Raw genomic sequence first — 20,656 nt, 5'->3', positions numbered from 1 at the left:
AATAGCTATAAAAAAATTATATACTAGGAAATAAATCAAACTACCCTCTTCAAAAATGTTCGATAATTCTCTTCAAATAAAACTTATTCTCTTTTAAACTATTTTTATGTTGACAATCGTATTTTAAATTAATATACTATTCCAAATTAAACCATCAAAAGGTAAATTAATCTAACTTAACTGGTACGTACATCACAATAAGTTTACAGCACATAAAAGTTAATCCATTATTCCTACTGTCGTTAAACTCCTTTGTTTGCTGGTTGTAGCATTCATCATTATAAGGTTTGTTACTGTCGATCATATAATAGCTCAAACTTTATTAATTCAAGCTACAATGCCTGCTCTAACATTGTCATCTATTTTATTTAGTAAATTTAATGCGAAAGATAAATTAGGTGCAATTGTAACAGTAATATCAACAATTTTTTCTTTATTGTCAATACTATTGCTTCTTTTAATTTTTGTTAAATTAAATTACTTTTAGGAGGAATTATATGATGAAGGTTGATTTACTTATAAGAAATGCAAATATTATCACTTTAGATGCTAAAAGTACTCGTGCTAATGTTGTAGCTTCTTATAGAGGAAGAATTGTAGGAATATGGTCTAAAGCGGAATTTAATAAAGCAGAGGATTCATTAGCTCCAGAAAAGGATTTTAAACAACTCGATTTAAATGGTGCAACGTTAATCCCTGGTTTCATCGATACTCATAACCATCTATTTATGTATGCTTTAAATAAGGCGCAAGTTGATTGTTCATCTCCGCAAAATAAAAGTATTTCAGATATCCTCTACAATTTAGAGGCATTTCATCAGAAACAAAATGACAGTAGTTGGATTTTAGGTTTTGGCTATGATGATACAATGCTCACTGAGAACCGACACCCTACTAAAGAAGACTTAGATAAAGTAAGTACAGACCGACCTATTATTGTCCGTCATATTTCAAATCATATTGCAGTTGTAAACTCCAAAGTACTGGAACTAGCGAAAATAGATGCTTCTGTGAAAGACCCAGAAGGAGGGCATTTTGGTCGAGATGCATCAAATAATTTAAATGGGGTTTTATACGAACATGCGGCAATGAGCTTTGTTAACGATTATATCCCTGCCCCTTTAAAAGAAGAAGTTATAGATTTAATTCGCGTCGCTGCTCAAGATTATGTTGCTCAAGGGATTACTACTAATACGGATGCAGCAGTTGGGCATTCAGAATACGATATTCATATGGATGTAATAAGAGATACAAAACATCCCATGAGAATGCGATTAATGTTTATGTATAATGTGTTATTGGAAGATGGCTTTTTTGAAAAGTATAATGCAAATCAACTAAATCAAAAAATATTAGAAGACTCAAATGGCATGGCTAAATTAGATAGTGTGAAGCTATTCCAAGACGGCTCGATTCAGGGGCTTACTGGAGCATTACGTCAACCGTATTATAATGATCCAAATTTATTTGGGGAACTTATTTTTCCACAACAAACTTTGAACGATTACGTATTAAATTTCCATAGTCGTGGCTTTAGAATTGCCACACATGGGAATGGGGATCGTGCGATAGGCTCTATCCTTGAAGCCTATCAACACGCACTTGACACTTCTCCAAGGACTGACCACCGTCATCGGATTGAACATGTCCAAACTGCTACACCAGAAGATTTGAAGTTAATGAAAGACTACAATATTGCAGCTTCATTTTTTATTAATCACGTTTATTACTGGGGCGACCGCCATAAAAACATCTTTTTAGGGCCTGAAAGAGCAGAAAGGATAAATCCATTGAAAGAAGCAGATGACTTAGGTTTGTTGTATACATTACATTCGGATTGTCCAGTTACTCCGATTTCCCCGCTCTTCTCAATATGGGCAGCGGTTAATCGTGTGACGAGTGGAGGACATGTACTAGGAGAAGGACAAAAAATTAATGTTGAAACCGCATTAAAATCAATGACAATTTACGGAGCTCAATTAAACTTCGACGAACAAGATTTAGGTAGTATTGAAATAGGAAAATTCGCTGATTTTGCTATTTTAGATAAGGATCCAACAGCAGTTGATCCTATGACCATTAAAGATATCAATATTTTATTTACGATAATTAATGGCGAAATAGTATTTGAAAATAAAGAGTTAGCTTTATCAAAGATGAAATAATTACTATCCCCCAATAGTAACTATTTATAGATGTTAGACAAACTACTGACGATCACCATCCGTCAGTAGTTTTCCGAATATTACAAAAATAGAGCATCTATTCTATTCCTGTAGGCAAATTTTAGTAAAGCGTTGATTTTTTCAAGAAGCTCCCTTTCCGCAAGTACAGCATCGACTAATTTTATTTAACAGAATCTTTAGACTTATTTTTTGTTCCATTTTAGAGTCCTAATATTCTCTCTTTCCGCTTCATCTTTGAGTTAAATTACCTATGAAATAATTTATATACTAAACAATAATTCTCTTTTAAATCATTTTTTTCTACTTAAACACCATTATTATGTTGACAACTATATTTTAAATTTATATACTATTCCAAAATAAACCATGGAATTGTAAATAAATTAACCCAACTGGTACGTACGTCATGATAAGTTAAATTTATTTGCTATTTAGAAAGGAGTTATTCTATGTCCCGAAAAACTTTTTTTAATGTCTTAATTGGTCTTGTTCTACCTGTTGCTAGTGTCATTGGTGGGTTAATTTATTTTCGTTACTCTGAACATTTTATTTTAGGTTTTCCAATTCTTTATTTTTGGATGTTCCTGTGGTTCATACTGACATCTATTTGTATTTCTTGTTCTTGGTTTTTCTTCGATAAAAAAAATTATGATTAATTAATTGACAAGGTGGGATGGATAATGGCAGTTACAATCTTCATTAGTGTTCTTATTTTTTCTCTAATTCTAGCAGTTCTTTCAAAAGGAAAATCAAAAAAAGACAATGTAGCAGATTATTTAGTTGGTGGCAGATCTTTTAACGGATTTATCTTATTCTTTCTCGCTATCGGCGAAGTTTATAGTATTGGAACAATAATTGGGTTTCCTGGAGGTATATACGCAAAAGGGGCTAGCTATGGAATATGGTTTCTAGGATACATTCTTTTAGCATATCCAGTTGGTTACTTCCTTTCTCCTCTTATTTGGCGGGCTGGTAAACACTACAATGCGATGACCGCTCCTGATTTGTTCAAAAGCCACTTTTCTAGCAGACCTTTAGAGTTACTAGTGGCATGTACTTGTTTACTTTTCCTCATTCCTTGGGGACAGTTACAATTTGAAGGGCTTATAGTAGCCTTAAATGCTTTAGGCTTCGATTTCCCACCTATTATTGCTGTATTCATTGCTGGAACAATCGCATATGTTTATGTTGCGATTTCTGGGGTTAAAGCACCTGCTGTTATTTCAATTTTAAAAGACATTCTTCTATTCGCAGCTATCATTATCGTAGGGTGGGCAGCATTTTCAAAACTCGATGGTGTAAAAAATCTATTTACTACTGCAAAGGAACACGGTGCTTCGGTGTCATTTGGTTCGACAGAACAAGTCACGTTTTCAATAACGACAATTATTTTCCAAGCAGTAGCTTTCTATTGTTTCCCATTTATTATAAATGTATTGTTCACTAGTAAATCAGAAGGGACAATTAAACGCGCCCAAAGATTTATGCCACTGTATATGCTTATGTATCCATTCTTAATTGCTGCGGCATATTTTGCTTTAATTGCTTTGCCGAACATCGATAATCCTAACCATGCATTTATTGCAACATCAATTGAATTATTACCTTCATGGGTAGTTGGATTAGTAGCTGCTGGAGCCGCACTATCAGGGCTGTTAGTACTAGCCGTTATATCTTTAGTAGTCGGTGGTATTTTTACTCGTAACATTGTGACAAGTATTCCAGAAAATAAACAACGCAAATGGTCACAAGTCGTTGTTGTTGTTTATTTATTAATTTCAATGTTGTTAACTGTTTCACTTCCAAGCTTAATGCTCAATCTAATCAACACAGCTTATTTTGGCTTCGGTCAAATATTACCTGGTATTCTTTCAATTATTTTTTGGAAAAGAGCTACAGCTATAGGAGTAGGTGCAGGTATTCTAACTGGTACGGCAATCGCCTTATCCTTCCAATTTGCAGGTATTAGTATATTTGCAATCAATACCGGGCTTATTGCATTATGTTTCAACTTCCCTGTCTTGATTATCGTGAGTCTACTGACATCTAAAAATAAACAACTGCTCACACCGATAGTATCTGTGCGCATGGAAAAATAGTTTAATAATGATTGTTTTAGGAAGTGCATGAAATGGAGTATTCTGTTGTTTTTGAATCAATTTTATTAATAGGGTTTATGATTTTAATAGGTGTATTACTCGCTCGCATTACACCTATTAATGATAGTACTCGTAAAACCTATACGCTTATTATCGTGAATGTAGCGATGCCCTGTATTATTTTGTCGAGCATATTTAAGGTAGATATTAGTCCTTCTATTCTTAAAAATATCGGAATGGTATTTGGACTATCAATTATTATATGTTTAATTGGCATTTTACTAGGTTGGCTATTGATTACTATTTTTGATAAGGACAGTTCGATTAAACCTGAAATTGCCCTTCTCTCAGGCCTTGGCAATACAGGTTTCATCGGGATACCATTATGTGCCGCGATTTTAGGTCCTAAAGGTGCTTTATATGCTGCAATTTTTGATGCAGGTGTGGACTTAGTAATATGGACTGTTGGCGTTATGCTGCTACAAAAATCGATGAAATTTTCATTTAGCACGTTGAAATCGATGATCAATATTCCAACCATTGCAATTGTATGTGGCTTATTCTTTGCTTTTGTTAATTATCGTCCTCCCGTTATTTTTATTACATTAACAAACCAATTAGCTGCACTTGCATCACCACTTGCCATGTTTTATATCGGAATACTAATAATGTCTGTAAACAAAGCTCAATTTACAGCACTTAAAAGTAAATCAATCATTCCTACATTGGTTAAACTCCTTTGTTTGCCGGTTGTAGTGTTCATCATTATAAGTTTTATTACTGTCGATCAAGTCATTGCACAAACTTTATTAATTCAAGCTACAATGCCTGCTCTGACATTGTCTTCTATTTTATTTAGTAAATATAATGCGAATGATAAATTAGGCGCTATTGTTACAGTTATATCAACAATATTTTCTTTGTTATCGATACCGTTACTTCTATTAATATTGGTTAAATTAAATTACTTTTAGGAGGTCAATAAAATGTTAAAAGTTGATTTACTTATTAAAAATGCAAATATTATTACTTTAGATGCTCATAGTACACGTGCTAATGTTGTAGCTTCTTTTGAAGGAAGAATCGTAGGAATATGGTCTAAAGATGAATTTAATCAAATTAAAGATTCATTAATTTTAAAACAAGATATGAATGAAGTAGATTTAAATGGTGCAACGTTAATCCCTGGTTTCATCGACACACATAACCATCTATTAATATATGCGCTAAACAAGTCTCAAGTAGATTGTTCCCCTACAAATAATAAAAGTATTACCGATATCATTTATAAGTTAACGGAGTTCCATAATAAACGAGCTGACAGCAGTTGGATTTTAGGCTTTGGCTATGATGATACAATGCTAATAGAAAATAGGCACCCTACAAAAGAAGACTTAGATAAAGTAAGTACGGATCGACCTATATTTATCCGCCATATTTCAAATCATCTGGCAGTTGCAAACTCAAAAGCACTGGAAATCGCTGAGTTAGATGCTTCGATTCAAGACCCCGCTGGAGGTCATTTTGGTCGAGATGAATTCAATAATTTAAATGGTGTTTTATATGAGCCAGCTGCCATGGACTTAGTTTTCAATAGTATACCTACTCCATCGAACGAAGAAGTAATTGAGTTAATTCGAATAGCTTCTCAAGATTATTTAGCACAAGGAATCACAACGAATACGGATGCAGGGGTTGGATTAACATTAGGTCCAATCGAATACGATATCCATATTGAAGCTTTGAAAGAAAAAGCACATCCAATGAGAATGCGATTAATGATTATGAATGATTTGTTATTGGAAGGTGGCATTTTTGAAAAGTATAATGCGACTCAACTTAATGAGAAAATTTTAGAGGATTCTAATGGCATGGCCAAATTAGATAGCGCAAAACTATTCCAGGATGGCTCGATTCAGGGGCTTACAGGTGCATTACGTCAACCATATTATAATGATCCGAATTTATACGGGGACCTAATTTTCCCACAACATATTTTGAACAATTACGTATTAGATTTCCATAATCGAGGCTTTAGAATAGCGACACACGGCAATGGAGACCGTTCCATAGGCTCTATCCTTGAGTCATATCAATATGCACTTGATACTTCTCCAAGCAGTGATCATCGTCATCGAATTGAACATGTGCAAACTGCTACACCTGAAGATTTAAAATTAATGAAAGACTACAATATCGCTGCTTCATTCTTCATTAATCATGTTTATTACTGGGGCGATCGCCATAAAAATATCTTTTTAGGGCCTGAAAGAGCAGAGAGAATGAACCCACTCAAAGAAGCTGATGATTTAGGTTTGTTGTATACATTACATTCAGATTGTCCTATTACGCCTATTTCTCCACTCTTTTCAATATGGGCCGCAGTTAATCGCATGACGAGAGACGGGCATGTACTAGGTGAAGGACAAAAAATAGATGTTGAAAGCGCGTTAAAATCTATGACAATTTACGGTGCCCAATTGAATTTCGACGAACAGGATTTAGGCAGTATTGAAATAGGGAAATTAGCTGATTTTGTAATTTTAGATAACGACCCTACAGCCGTTGATCCGATGACGATTAAAGATATCACTATTTTAGCTACGATTATTAATGGTGAATTTGTATTTGAAAGTAAAAAATTAGCTTTTTCAAAGTGAAAATAATTACTATTCCCCAATAGTAACTATTTATATATTATTAAAAAACTACTGACTCCCCATTTGTCAGTAGTTTTCTGTTTCTAAATAAAAGTATCTGTTATGGACATGTAAACTTACTTTTTTTAAAAGTTGATTTCCATTCAAGAAGCTCCCTTTCCGCAGGCACGGCTTCCACTCCAATCAACTAGTAACGCCTACTTAAAAAAAAAATCTGATTCATTTTGAACATTTAAGTTCAAGTTCATTATCCTTTGTTACTGCTTTTTTAAACGTTGAGATTTGAAATGAAAAGCATACATACCTGGATTATAATCTGCAATACAATATTCAATGAGATCGCCATTAATATCATAAACAAAGCGATTCAGGTGGAGTGAATTACTGTTTTCTTTAATATTAAGCAATTTACAATCCTCTTTAGAAATAGGCTTACTCGTAATCACCTCATCCGCATCATGCAATTGTATATTCATTTCATCCTCTAACAAGTCATATAACGTACCACTTTTAATATCCAGTTTAGAAAGCTTTTCACCAATTTCTATTGGATAGTATTGTGTCTCAATGGCTATTGGCATATCATCTGCATAACGTACCCGTTTAATCAAATATGCTTCAGCTAAATTGATCGCTTCTTTTACTTCATCAGAAACCGTAATAATCCCATGTTTAATTAACTTCGTCCCCGGCTTCATCCCCATATTCTCAATACTTTTAGTCGTACTAATTAGATTACCCAACCAGTAATGAACGGGTTTTCTAGTAATATATGTACCTTTACCATGTCTTTTCTCCACAATACCATCTATTACCAATTGTGAAATAGCTTCTCTTACTGTACTTCTACTAACATTATATTCTTCCATTAATTCACGTTCGCTTGGTATTTTACTTATATATATACCTTGATTAATTTTCTTTTCGACCATTTTTCTTAACTGTATATGGAGAGGTATTGGATTATTTGAGTTAATCATTATTACACTCCTTTCAATAGTAAGTTTGTATAGGGTTAATTGGATTGATAGACATATTATTATGAATCCTAAAAGTAACTGCATACCCATGATAATCATTTTTAAGCGTTACTGCTATTATATCTAGTCTCATCAGACCTCGTCCACATCATTCCCTCTTAAATTAATCTATAAGCACTCTCCTTCTTCAAAAGCTCAAATAAATTACATAGAGCCATCTATATTTAGATGGCTCTATTTTTGTTCTATATTTTAAATGCATAATATTAATTATTATATTATTAACGCTCTATACATGATTACAGCAAATTGATCTCTTGTAGTTATTGCATGAAGCTCTATTTAAGCCTCTTTCCGATATGAACAGTCTCACACTTGTTTCCGCTTCTTATTTATTAGCCAATTCAAAGTTTTTCAAGTTTTCTATTGTATGAGAAAGAAGTGAAAAGTCGCCCCAATTCTTATGTCCTGGAATAACTACCTTTGCTTCTGGATATTTATTAATAAGGTTTTGCATTGTATGAGGCCATGCACTCATATTTGCTTCATCAATTATCCCAACGTTATCCTGTTCAAGTGCAAAAATCATATCGCCAAATAACATTTTATATTGAGGTAACCATACGACAATATTATCTCTTGTATGAGCTTCACCTGGATAATATGTCTCTATAATAACTTTCCCTGCTTTAAATACAGGGTTTCTATCCAAGTTAGTTTTAATTTGAGGATATCCTTCATCCTTTATCATTTTTGCAATAAAAGATGTACTTTCAACTGGAATTTTAGCATCCAATAAAGCTTGGATACCGCCAACACGGTCAATTTTATGATGAGTAATAATCGCTTTCTTTACACGTTTATGGAAATTTTGTTCAATCAATGTTAATAATTCATCTGCTAATTGGTCATTCCACGTGGCATCTATAAGATAAAGTCCTTTAGATGAGTTAATAAGCAGACCGTTTGCTGGCACTAAATAGCCATCCATATTTTCATAGGTCGTGTGGACCCAAACCTCATTATTGATTTTTGTTAATTTAACTGAACCATCCTTGTTGCTAATTTCAGTTTGATTTCTGCCTTTTAAAATCCCTTCATTTTCCTTACTTTTGGTAGATGCGTATGTTTTAGATTTTTCTATTGGAAATAAAAAAGATCCAATAATCACTGCGAAACTTAAAACACACAGTAAAACTTTTTTTGAACTTATTATTTTTTTCTTCATGTTTCTAACTCCTCCTTTTCCTTGTTCATTTTAGATTGAGATATTGCCCTGTTCAATAACAGAACGCTAACAAAACGCTAACAGTACAAGAAAAAAGAATGACTATTACCTAGATAAAGAACCGATTCTTTACATTTCAAGTTCATATGATAAGATACCCTTTGCATACTTTAAACTAAATTTGTTCCTTAAGGAGTATACAGATGTTAAATCAGGATGTTTATATTTCAATAAATAAGGGAGAAACACTTACTAAACAAAATAGAATTTTTATTACAAATACTGAAATTGTATTAGGGCGTGAGGGGAGAGATTTTATACCAGACGTTTCTTTTACTAGTCAATACATTTCAAGAAAACACGCTTTAATTGGTGTTGAAAGTGGAAATTATTATATTATCGATCTTAAGAGTAAACACGGAACAGAAATAAATTATACTAGCATTGAAAAGAACAAACCTTTTTTCCTTCACGATAGGGATGTTATTAGTTTAGCTCAAGGCACTTCGGTTCTTACTTTCCATCATCATTCGAAGAGCAGCCTTGATAAAACGCTTGAATTACCTATATTACAAAATGACAATATGGATGATTCTATTGGATTAACTATTAATATTGAACGAAGAGAAATACTAATTGACGGTGTTCAAATTTATCTTACAAGTAAAGACACAGGGCTATTTTGGTTGTTACATCAAAATAAAGGTTGTGCAGTAAGTTATGATGAAATAAAAATTACCGTTTGGCCTGAACGAATTTTACATAAAAATGAAAAACCGGACGTAGGACGTGAAGAAATTAATATGCTTGTATATAGATTAAGAAAGAAATTAGGTAAATACGGGAAATATATTAATTCGGTCCCACGTTACGGATATATATTAGACTTGTAAGCATTACACAACATAGCCTATTTTAAAATAATGTTGTACGGGCATTTTAAGAAATTGTTGGGATATCTGCCCCTTTCGTTATACATCGTTGAAATTTGTGACTTACGAAAAGTGTACGGGGCAAATCCTAACCATGCATGTATCGCTTTTATAACTGTTTTCTTATATTTTCCGGCTCATATGATTCCCCTATTTACCCCAACAAAATCATCAACTTGCTGCAATCCATACTGTGCGATTGATAAAACTTAACTCTGTCATGCTATTATTATTCATTCTTTATATGCAAAGATTTTCCGTGTAACTTAGTGAGATAATGTTTTGTCAGAAAACCTAATAATATCTCTACAAAAATTGCAAATAAAACAATAACATATACATGATTTGATAGAAAATCAAACAACACGCCATATAAAGATTGCCCAATTGGATAAGAACACATGACGATTGTTGAGACAACCGCACTTACTTTTCCTAACATTGCATTTGGTGTTTCTGTTTGAATAAACGTTTGTGCAAAAATGGTGAAAATCCCTACTGATGCGATGCATAAAAATGTACTTATACAAATGACAACATAGGCAATCATTGGTTGTATTGGTAAACCTAATACAAGTGCAATAGGTAATAATAACATTCCTCCTAATAAGATAAATAGATAAGAGTTATGAATGCTGAATTTTTTAGCCACTAATCCTATAAACAGACCTGCACCAATCGAGCCGATAGCTAAGAAACCTTCAGCAATACCATATAGTTGCGAACTCAAACCAAGTTTTACTTTTATTAAATAAGGCAAACCAATCAAAATCATCGATGAGAAAAACAAATTAATAGCAGCAACCAATAATAAAATCTTAAATAAAACCGGATTATCCTTCCCGATAAAAGTTATTGCCTGCTTTAAATCCATAATCACTGTTTTTATTATTTTTCCATCAGAAGTTTGTTTAGTAAATGGTATTCGCATAAACCCTTCTAGCATAGCTGCAATAAAGAAGGCAAACGCGCTAATTATAACAATTACCTTTAAGTCCAAAAATCCATATAACATTCCGCCTAAAATAGGCCCTAAGAAATTAGCTAATGCGTTAACTTGAACAACAATACCGTTCGCTTGCAACAAATAATGGCTATCTACTAATATAGGAACGCTCGATTGTACAGCTGGTTGATACATAGACTGAATAATGGAGAGTACAATCATCACACCTGCTACTAAGAAAACAATCTGATTGCTACCTATTTGAGTAAGAAATAATAAACATACTAGTGCTGTAATCACATCTAAACCAACCATAATATTCCTTCGATTCACTCGATCTGCCAGCACGCCTCCAAAAGGTGATAACAAAATTGTAGGAAGCATCGAGACTGCAAGAACACCTCCAAAAGCTCCAGCTGAACCTGTCTCATCTAAAATATACAGCGATAGAGAAAAACGCAAAATCGAATTTCCAAATAAAGATATAATCTGACCAATAATTAATAACGTAAAGTCCTTTTTAAATAGACTCCTATTTTTCATATAATGTCCTTTCTTGAATCATGTTATAAACAAACCGACCAGCGGTATTTATTATTTAAATAATATGCCGCCTTTAATAGGCAGCTGATTATTTAAATATGCTTTTCAAATAACTTTTCATCGCATGTAAAACTTCGTCATCCATAAACGGTATTCCCATAAGTTCAGTAAGACTTTTTAAATATAAAATTCTACGTTCTAAATCTTCTTCACTTACTTGACCTATCATTGGGCTTAACCAAACATTATTTAATAATAAGATAACCTCACTGGCACTTTTACTATCCTCTAAAGAAATTGAGCCATCCTTTTTACCTTCTTCGATAAGCTCTTGAAACATTGGCGCACCATATTTCAGTGTACCATTTAATAAGACACTAACGAATTTAGGATTTTCTGTTAATGATATTGCCTTTCTATTAAACTGTTGCTTTTCAAGATTTTCAAATTCATTCTTTATGATCTTCTTTAGTTTTTGCAGTCCATTTAAATGGTTAAGATTTTTATACAGCTCAATTGTATCTGAATAATTTCCCTTATCACCTATTGCATGCAAGATTTCTTCCTTTGACTTAAAGTGATGATAAATAGCACCTTTACTCATACCTAATTCATTAATAATGTCCTGTATCGTTGTTTGTTCATAACCCTTTTCTAAAAACAGTCGATACGAAATCGAAAGAATTTGTTGAACGGTTTTTTCAGGATGTTTATTTCTAGCCATGCTTCTCCTCCATACATACCGGTAGTATGTTTAGAGAATATCACTTAGATATTTATAAGTCAAATCCATGCAGAATCCAAGGAAATGCCGAATTACAATAAGTTTGTTTCATTTCATCAAATTTTTTTATTGTGATAATGATGCAACTTACTATCCTTCGATAGAAAAGACAATAATTGGTATTTATTTTAAGCTTTGTTCATCTTGAGAAAGGCTCTTAAGATAAACAGAAAACACGGTTTTTTCTACACTGCTTTCCACTTTTATTTCACCCTCGTGTATTTCAACAATGCTTTTAGCAATGGCAAGTCCTAAACCGGAACTTTCAGAATGCATTCCACGTGACTTATCAACCTGATAAAACCTTTCAAAAATATGAGGTAAATCTAAAGCTGGGATGGGATTCCCGTAACTTATCACTTTTACTAAAATATTTTTATTGTCTAAAGTAGCACAAATATCAATTTGTTTTTTCTTTATTCCATATTTTAAAGCGTTTGACAACAGGTTCTCAAAAACACGAATAAGAAGATTCCCATCTGCTTCTGTAATAAGTGGATTAGAACAATATGTTTCATTACAAACAAACTGCCTATGCTCTATCTCAATAAGATTATGTTCAACTAGCTGCCCAAGCATTTCCTTTATATTGAGTGGTTCCTTTTTTACTTTAAGCTGATGATTTTGCACTCTAGTATATTCAAATAAATCCTGAATTAACCTATGCAACAGAGTTGATTTCTCATAGGCAATATCAATGTAATGCCTTAGTTCTACTTCATCTCTATATTTATCTTCCGTAATAAGTGACAAATAACCAAGTATAGAAGTCAATGGAGTACGTAGGTCGTGGGAGACATTTGTAATTAGCTCGTTTTTTGTTCTTTGTGCATTGCGTTCTTCCATTATCAATGTATCCATTTTGCTGATAATCATATTGATACTTTCTGTTAATTGCAACAAATTTTTATCTTGATAAACCGGTTTGAACTTCGTATCTGGACTGCCTACATACTTTTTAGTATCGGTAACCAGCTGATTGAGAGATTTAAAAAACAGTCTTCTTTTTTCACGTCGGTAAAATAATAAAAAATAAAATATGAATACTATAAAAAAACTTATCAATTTAAGAAGAAATGGCCAATGAGAAGAATATAGAATATCATTAACTCTCCTCTTACCAAACAAAGTAATAAATTCGGTAACCATGCCACTACCAACTACTGATGTATTAATAAAACCTACCACCGCATTTTTAATAATGAATAAAGTAACTGCTGACAAAATAGTGGATAGAATAATCGCGGTGATAAGACGCCACTTCGAAAATAGCCCAATTTCTAGTAACAACAATCTAATACTCAACTTTATAACCAACTCCCCAAACAGTCACAATCAGTTTTTCACCATTTAATGCGCGGTCAATTTTTGCTCTTAAATTACTTATATGAACCATTACGGTTTTACTTGAATAGATTTCCTGTTCATTCCATACCAATTGAAAGATATCTTCAGAACTATATACACGTCCAGGCTTACTACAAAGTAGGCATAAAATATCGAATTCAATTGCTGTTAATTTCAATGGGGTATTATCAATACTTACAGTATGTTTCTGTTTATTAATTTCTAAAGGTCCACAGATTATACCAGTAGAGGATTCTTTGTTAATTTGTAAGTACCCTGATCTTCTTAACAATGCTTTCACTCGGGCAATAAGTTCTAATGTATTAAAAGGTTTAATAAGGTAATCATCCGCCCCAGTAGTAAGACCGTATATTTTATCCATATCTTGTGCTTTTGCACTTAACATTAAAATCGGTACAGTTTGATTATTTTGTCGTATTTCGCGACAAACTAAAATCCCATCCTTTTTAGGCATCATCACATCTAGAATAATTAAATTAATTGAATGCCTTGAAAGCATTTTTAAGCCTTCTTCCCCATCATGTGCTATATGCACCTTATAGTGTTCCGCCTCTAAATAAATCCGTAATAAATTCGTAATATCAGTATCGTCATCTATTATTAAAATAACGGCACTCATAAGACAACACCACCTATTTTTTCTAAATTCTTCTTATATTATAAACGTAGATACTTTCGTAAAACTATCTACTACCGTAATCTTAAGACTTTCTTTAACTTTTCTTTCCTTTCTATTTATTTTCACTAACTACAATAAGGAATTGTTAACAAGTATTTAGAGTAGAAGAGACGGAGGAAAAAAAGATGAAATGCAGGAAGCTCAAAAGAAAAAGCAAATTACTAATTATTGTAATTGTTTTAATAGGGTGCTATGTAGGAGCATTCAAGTTCAACCAAAAAAACGAGATAAAAGAGAACTTTAGACTCTCACCAGCCTTTATAGATTCTCCATTAGAAGCACCAACCATAACAGGTCACTCAGCAATCTTATTGAATGCATCTACAGAAGTGGTCTTAATGGAACAAGATGCAGATATCCCTTTTCCAGTCGCAAGCATGTCCAAAATGATGACAGAGTATATAGTACAGATGCAAATTAATAATGGAAATTTAGAATGGGATGATCCGGTTGTAATGTCACACAGTGCAAACAATATGGATTCCCGAGCGGTTAAAATTTATGTCAAAGACAATGATGTTTTAACAGTGCGGGACTTATATAGTGCGATGGTTATTCACTCTGCAAACAACGCTACCATTGCCTTGGCAGAGCACATAGCAGGATCAGAGAAAAAATTTGCAAAGCTAATGAATGATACAGCTAAAAAGATAGGTCTTTCTTCCAAAACAAAATTTGTAAACTCAACAGGATTATCTAATACTGATGGTTCTGAAAATGTTATGACAGCAAAAGATGTTGCATTACTTGCCAATCAATTATTACGTGATTACCCTGATGTAATCGAAACAACCAAACTGCTTGAATACAAATTAGCATACGATGGGACAACCTTAAAGAATTCCAACGCTATGCTATATCCCGAAAATCAAGATTTATATTTTAAACTGGTGGATGGATTAAAAACAGGTTTTACTGAAACTGCAGGATATTGCTTTACAGGAACTGCACAAAGTGGAGATACACGACTGATTTCGGTTGTAATGGGCGCAAAAAGTGATGATGCTCGATTTCTTGAGACACATAAGTTACTCTCATTTGGATTTGAGCATTTTTGAAAATGACAAACTAGAGAAAATTAAAAGAGGCGGTTAGAAGCACTGTTCACTTCCAACTGTCTTTATAAATTTTCTTGATAACAGAACTAATTATAACGTTATCAAACAACCTTCTCATTGTGCAAATTAGATTTCCTATTACAATTGTGTTTTCAAACCAGATATGTATTACCTTCCCCTATACGACTTCGCATAAATTCTTATTATTAAGTAATTCTTTCGTTAATCTAGCTACTTTCTTAATTATTTGTTAATACCATAGTCACTGGAACTGATGAGAAATCGTATATTCAAAATGTTTATCTTACGACACAGAATGCCCTTATCGTCTTATATATATTTTATATAAATCACTTAGTAAAAATATATTATCCATGTTAAAATCTGGTCTTTATAATGAAGGTATCACTATTAAAGGAGGAATTGGAATGGAGTTTAATAAACTTGGCAATAGTGGATTATCTGTAAGCAAGATTGCATACGGCAACTGGATAAATCACGGGGGCAAAGTAGATGAAGATACTGCAAATGAGTGTGTGAAAGCTGCTCTAGATGTTGGTATTACAACATTTGATACTGCGGATGTTTATTCAGATACAAAAGCTGAAGAAATACTCGGTCGTTCTTTAAATGGTATACGACGCGAGAGCATTGAACTTTGCACAAAGGTGTGCCATCCTACTGGAAACGGGCCAAATGATAGAGGTTTATCAAGAAAACACATTTTTGAAAATTGTAATGCCTCTTTACGTAGGTTGCAGACTGATTATATAGATGTCTATTATGCACACCGGTTTGATCCAACTACTCCCCTTGAAGAAACAATGTTAGCCTTCGCAGATCTTGTAAGACAAGGTAAAGTTCTATATATCGGGGTAAGTGAGTGGACATCCGAACAAATTACCCGTGGTGCAGCACTTGCACGTGAATTGAATATCCCTCTTATCGCAAGCCAACCCCAGTATTCAATGCTGTGGAGAGTTATCGAAACTGATGTAATCCCAACCTGTCAACGTGAGGGACTCGGACAAGTAGTATGGTCGCCTTTAGCACAAGGTGTTCTCACAGGAAAATATTTACCTCAACAACCAGTACCAACACAATCCCGTGCTAACTCTTCAGCTGGTAAACCATTTTTCAATAAACTTGCACAACGTTGGATGGATGACAATGTTCTTACTGCTATCCAAAACCTAAAGCCTATCGCACAACAGATTGATCTTTCCCTTGCTCAGCTCTCAGTAGCTTGGGTGCTACAAAATCACAATGTTTCATCAGCAATTATCGGGGCATCGAGTCCAGAACAGGTAAGAGAGAATACCGTAGCTGCTAGTGTCAAACTAGAGCCTGAAATAATGCAGCAAATTGATAAAGTATTAGAAGGTATCGTTGAGTACGATCCAAGTAAAACAGGTTGAGTTTATGCATGATAAAGCTTGAACTAACTAACAATACTTCCTACCCATCCCATGTGGATGGGCTTTTACTTTTGATGGTCAAGATGTAAAAGCGAATATACCTCTCTAACAACTGTTAGGAACTGTTCTACAACTGCAGATGTATCATTCTTTCTCCATCCAACATATAGGTTTACTTTTGGTGTAGTTTGTTGGATTTTTTTATAGATAACACCTGGACGTTTATAACTTTCTACAGACGAAGGGACGACAGAAACGCCCATTCCTGTTGCAACTAAATTAACAATCGTATGCATTTGAATAGCTTCTTGAACTACATTTAAATTTACGCCATGCTCCCAAAAGTAGCTAATAATTAAATCATAAAAATTTGAGCCCATTTGACGCGGAAACAAAATAAATGGTTCACCAATTAACAACTCGACTGGAATTTCGGACAATTTGGCAAAAGGATGATCTTGATGTAAAACTACTCTTAAAGATTCTTCAGAACAAACTTCAGAAGATAGTATTTCGTTATTCTGGTTAGACCGAATAAATCCAATATGAATTTGTTTTTCATTAAGTGCCTTTATTTGCTGCTCCGTTGTCATTTCACGCAACATAAGATTAATTTTAGGAAAGCGTTCTCGAAATACATTCAGCACTTCTATAACAATTTCTGTGGAATCGACAAAACCGATTACTAAGTTCCCTATTTTACCTTCAGCAGCAAGCTGTGTTTCCTCTATTGTTCTTTCTAACTGCAACAACATTTGTTGAGACCCTGCTAAAAATATCTTTCCAGCATCCGTCAGTTCAACCATTCTTTTTGTACGATGAAAAAGTTGTACGCCTAATTCTTCTTCCAACTTACGAATTTCTTGGCTTAAAGGAGGTTGTGCCATTCTGAGACGTTCTGCTGCGCGACTAAAGTTCAATTCTTCTGCGACCATTATAAAATAGCGAATTTTCCTAATATCTATTTTTATGCACCCCTTCTGAAAATCCAATATGCAACTATTTACATTAATTTTAGCATAATCTACCATTTCATTATTTAAGAAAAGAACTATCTTAGTTTTTTGACTAAAATAAAAATAAGTATATTCTTGCCATATCGGCAAAAATACACTTAATTTATCATGAACAGTATAGTGCGCATACGCCTAACAAAGTGTAAATGGCTTTTCAACTGTCAAACTGCTTCGATAAAAATTGTAACTTTGACCTTTACGCTTTCGTACTAAATAATTGCGTTCCATTAAATAATGTACAAAGGTAATCACTTGAATAAATGCAGCCCCTCGAAGCTCTGCTGGCTTATGTGCATATACCTGATTCGTAATTTCCTGTGCGGTCGCCCCTTCCTCAGATATTGCATTTAAAATTTGCTGGCATTTGTCAGTATAATGAACCATCAATCGTGATACGCGCTCATTAAAGTCTTCAATCTGTGTCCCATGTGCTGGCAATGCATCATGAATTTTCAATTGACCTAAGCTTTCAAATGTCGCTAAATATAAGGCAAGAGGATTTTGCATGTGTGTAGAAGGCATAACAATCGGGTTAATAATTTCTAATAAATGATCACCTAAAAATAACACGCCTGCCTCTTTTTCATAAAAGCAATAATGATCTGGCGAGTGTCCAGGTGTCCAAATTGGCTGTAAATTAAATGTTTCACTTTCAATCATTTGATGCTCTGAAAAAATTACATCTACATGTACTTGAAATGGTTCGAATCGATTAAATATCGCAGATGCCGCTTTATCTTGCACCATCCCATAATCAGCCAGAAAAGATAAACTTCCATCCTCAGTAATTCCGTTTTCAAAGCGTTCCCGTCTGCTCGTAAATTCCTCGTAACTTCGTTGAGACATCCAAATAGTTGTCTCATACTCATCTTGGAGCCATTTTGCCAAGCCAAAATGATCAATATGCAAGTGTGTGATAAGTACACGATTAACTCGTCGTTGACCAATGACCCGCCGCCATATTTCTTTCGACTCAGCATTATCGTCACCTGTATCAATAATTGTAATTCCAGAAGGCTCTTCAATTACATAGCAGTTAACACTACGTAAATCATAAGGAATCGGCAATGTAACAACTTGCCAATTTAAAAGCTTTTGATTTTGCATTTTTACACCCCCACTTAATTATTCTATTATTCTGTCTTTTTATGTTAAGATAATAGCACTTCTTATGGAAAGGAGCCAACTTATGGTACAACAAATCGATCTATTTATTTATAATGCCGTTATTTTAACACAATCAACGTCTGTACCAATCGCTACAAGTATGGCCATTCATAACGGAAAAATCATTGCTCTATTTGGGCATAATGATTCTTCACCCTATCAAGCTAAAATAAGTATTGATGCACAGCAAAAGATAATTTTGCCTGGTTTTATCGATGCACATTGTCACTTGCAAGCGATGGTTAGCGAACAGTTTAGTATACATATACCAATATCATACGAAACGAAAGAGGCGCTTTTTGCATATCTTCGTGAGCAAATTTCACATATTCCAAACGGTAATTGGGTTCGTATTAATGGCTATCATCCTTTTCATTTCCCCCATATAGAACCTTTATCTATGGCAATGTTGGATGAGCTTTCTACCAATCACCCAATCCGTGTACGCTATGTAACGCGGCATACATCCGTGTTAAACAGTAAGGGTTGGGACTATTTCAAACAAGCTTTAGAAAATCATCCTAATGACGGCATCCATATTGAGCTTGATTCACTTGGACAGCCTACAGGTATTATTCATGGAGCAGATGCTTTACTAAATGAATCTGTTTTACCGAAATTACCTGAAGAACAGTGGTTAGTGGGCATAGAAGCTTTACAAGCAAAGCTTCTATCTTTAGGGATTACTACTGTTTGTGATGCATCTCCAACTACATCAGCATCTCAGCTTGCAATATGGAAAAAAGCTGCTCAACACTTTTGGAAAATTCCAGTTCACTGGATGACCGGTAGCCCACACTTTGATGACCTAGCAAATCATCTACAACCTATACCATTATTTAAACGGAATGCCTTAAAAATTGTGTTGGAGACAATGCCAGAAATTTATCCTACAAAGGATGCCGTTGTACAAATGATGAAACAAGCTTTTCTCGCAAATAGCCCTGTTGCAATTCATGTTGTAAATCCCGAGATGGTTTGGCATGCTATTGATGTATTAAAAACAGTACGTCAGCAACTCCCTGAAGTAAAAGGAATTTGTCGTTTTGAACACTTGAGTTTATGTCCCGAAGCTTTTTTCGATATGATACATGAACACCAAATACAGGTTGTCACAAATCCTCCGTTTATCGATATTCATGGAGATCGGTACTTACAGCAAGTTGACGATAATGAACACAGTTGGCTCTATCCAGTGAATTCTTTACTACAACAAGGCATAACAGTCGCAGCTGGTTCAGATGCACCCGTTGCGCCTATCTCCCCTTGGCTTGGTTTGCATGCTGCATGTACAAGGCAAAGTAAAAATGGCTTACAAGTAAATATACGAGAGGCTGTTTCAAGACAAAATGCGCTTAACCTTTATACGACTCATGCCGCTTTAGTTATTGGTGAGCAACACCAAATAGGGCAACTTGCACCAGGCTTTGACGCTAATTTTATTATTGTTGAACAACATCCTGTAAACTGCACCCTTTATCAGCTCCAAAACATGCAAGTATTAGAGACATGGATTGCTGGTGAGCGACTTTATCATTCTTCATAACAAATATTGTATTTCGAGCAACATATATATATAATAAGTACTTAAT

The 20,656-nt window shown here is 34.0% G+C and carries 17 protein-coding genes; 9 read left to right on the top strand and 8 right to left on the bottom strand.

What is annotated here, in order from left to right; genetic code table 11:
- Window positions 1-497: 497 nt before the first annotated feature.
- From ACIQXW_RS17705 to ACIQXW_RS17685, 5 genes are all read left to right on the top strand, one after another.
- Window positions 498-2,165, top strand: coding sequence for an amidohydrolase (locus ACIQXW_RS17705; RefSeq protein WP_402764305.1), 1,668 nt, complete (start codon window positions 498-500; stop codon window positions 2,163-2,165).
- A gap of 470 nt (window positions 2,166-2,635) precedes the next feature.
- Entirely contained in the window at window positions 2,636-2,842 is a 207-nt protein-coding gene (locus tag ACIQXW_RS17700; RefSeq protein WP_401019830.1) for a DUF3311 domain-containing protein, read from the top strand.
- Window positions 2,843-2,866: 24 nt separating this feature from the next.
- Window positions 2,867-4,285 carry a sodium:solute symporter family protein gene (locus ACIQXW_RS17695; RefSeq protein WP_340822627.1) on the top strand — a complete coding sequence of 473 codons (1,419 nt, stop codon included), beginning with the start codon at window positions 2,867-2,869 and terminating at the stop codon, window positions 4,283-4,285.
- 32 nt (window positions 4,286-4,317) lie between these two features.
- Window positions 4,318-5,259 (top strand): AEC family transporter, encoded by a 942-nt coding sequence (locus ACIQXW_RS17690; RefSeq protein ID WP_402764301.1) that lies wholly within the window; start codon window positions 4,318-4,320, stop codon window positions 5,257-5,259.
- Window positions 5,260-5,271: 12 nt separating this feature from the next.
- A complete protein-coding gene (locus tag ACIQXW_RS17685) occupies window positions 5,272-6,945 on the top strand; it encodes an amidohydrolase (RefSeq protein WP_402764298.1) in 1,674 nt (557 codons plus the stop codon).
- Window positions 6,946-7,202: 257 nt separating this feature from the next.
- Here the strand turns inward: ACIQXW_RS17685 and ACIQXW_RS17680 are convergent, their stop codons facing one another.
- Complete coding sequence (locus ACIQXW_RS17680) at window positions 7,203-7,925, bottom strand: GntR family transcriptional regulator (protein WP_340822623.1); 723 nt, start codon at window positions 7,923-7,925, stop codon at window positions 7,203-7,205.
- Window positions 7,926-8,313: 388 nt separating this feature from the next.
- Window positions 8,314-9,153 (bottom strand): subclass B1 metallo-beta-lactamase, encoded by an 840-nt coding sequence (gene bla, locus ACIQXW_RS17675; protein WP_402764295.1) that lies wholly within the window; start codon window positions 9,151-9,153, stop codon window positions 8,314-8,316.
- A gap of 203 nt (window positions 9,154-9,356) precedes the next feature.
- Here bla and ACIQXW_RS17670 point away from each other — a divergent pair, with 203 nt between their 5' ends.
- Window positions 9,357-10,046: an FHA domain-containing protein gene (locus ACIQXW_RS17670; protein WP_340822621.1), complete on the top strand. Its 690-nt coding sequence runs from the start codon at window positions 9,357-9,359 to the stop codon at window positions 10,044-10,046.
- Between the two features lie 268 nt (window positions 10,047-10,314).
- Here the strand turns inward: ACIQXW_RS17670 and ACIQXW_RS17665 are convergent, their stop codons facing one another.
- From ACIQXW_RS17665 to ACIQXW_RS17650, 4 genes are all read right to left on the bottom strand, one after another.
- Entirely contained in the window at window positions 10,315-11,574 is a 1,260-nt protein-coding gene (locus tag ACIQXW_RS17665; protein WP_402764291.1) for an MFS transporter, read from the bottom strand.
- A gap of 88 nt (window positions 11,575-11,662) precedes the next feature.
- Entirely contained in the window at window positions 11,663-12,298 is a 636-nt protein-coding gene (locus ACIQXW_RS17660) for a TetR/AcrR family transcriptional regulator (protein ID WP_402764288.1), read from the bottom strand.
- A gap of 183 nt (window positions 12,299-12,481) precedes the next feature.
- The gene (locus ACIQXW_RS17655; protein WP_402764285.1) at window positions 12,482-13,663 is read right to left on the bottom strand and encodes a sensor histidine kinase; all 1,182 of its coding nucleotides are present in this window, start codon (window positions 13,661-13,663) and stop codon (window positions 12,482-12,484) included.
- Window positions 13,653-14,345, bottom strand: a complete 693-nt coding sequence (locus ACIQXW_RS17650) for a response regulator transcription factor (protein WP_402764282.1) — start codon at window positions 14,343-14,345, stop codon at window positions 13,653-13,655. The genes ACIQXW_RS17655 and ACIQXW_RS17650 overlap by 11 nt, the downstream gene beginning before the upstream one ends.
- 185 nt (window positions 14,346-14,530) lie before the next feature.
- Between ACIQXW_RS17650 and ACIQXW_RS17645 the strand changes: the two genes are divergently transcribed.
- Together ACIQXW_RS17645 and ACIQXW_RS17640 are read left to right on the top strand one after the other, a co-directional pair.
- Window positions 14,531-15,463, top strand: a complete 933-nt coding sequence (locus ACIQXW_RS17645; RefSeq protein WP_401019851.1) for a D-alanyl-D-alanine carboxypeptidase family protein — start codon at window positions 14,531-14,533, stop codon at window positions 15,461-15,463.
- Window positions 15,464-15,891: 428 nt separating this feature from the next.
- Window positions 15,892-16,881, top strand: coding sequence for an aldo/keto reductase family protein (locus ACIQXW_RS17640; RefSeq protein WP_402764279.1), 990 nt, complete (start codon window positions 15,892-15,894; stop codon window positions 16,879-16,881).
- Window positions 16,882-16,946: 65 nt separating this feature from the next.
- On the opposite strand, the gene ACIQXW_RS17635 is transcribed toward ACIQXW_RS17640, so the two are convergent.
- Entirely contained in the window at window positions 16,947-17,846 is a 900-nt protein-coding gene (locus ACIQXW_RS17635; protein ID WP_402764490.1) for a LysR substrate-binding domain-containing protein, read from the bottom strand.
- A 183-nt stretch (window positions 17,847-18,029) separates the two neighbouring features.
- Complete coding sequence (locus ACIQXW_RS17630; RefSeq protein ID WP_402764276.1) at window positions 18,030-19,004, bottom strand: MBL fold metallo-hydrolase; 975 nt, start codon at window positions 19,002-19,004, stop codon at window positions 18,030-18,032.
- A gap of 82 nt (window positions 19,005-19,086) precedes the next feature.
- Between ACIQXW_RS17630 and ACIQXW_RS17625 the strand changes: the two genes are divergently transcribed.
- Entirely contained in the window at window positions 19,087-20,610 is a 1,524-nt protein-coding gene (locus ACIQXW_RS17625) for an amidohydrolase (RefSeq protein WP_402764273.1), read from the top strand.
- The last annotated feature ends 46 nt before the right edge of the window (window positions 20,611-20,656 follow it).

Origin of the sequence: Lysinibacillus sp. NPDC097162, from assembly GCF_044762185.1 — a bacterium.
In the GTDB taxonomy this organism is placed as follows: Bacteria; Bacillota; Bacilli; order Bacillales_A; family Planococcaceae; genus Lysinibacillus.
The sequence above is the reverse complement of the archived record's forward strand: the minus strand, read 5'-3'. Positions and strand labels throughout refer to the sequence as shown.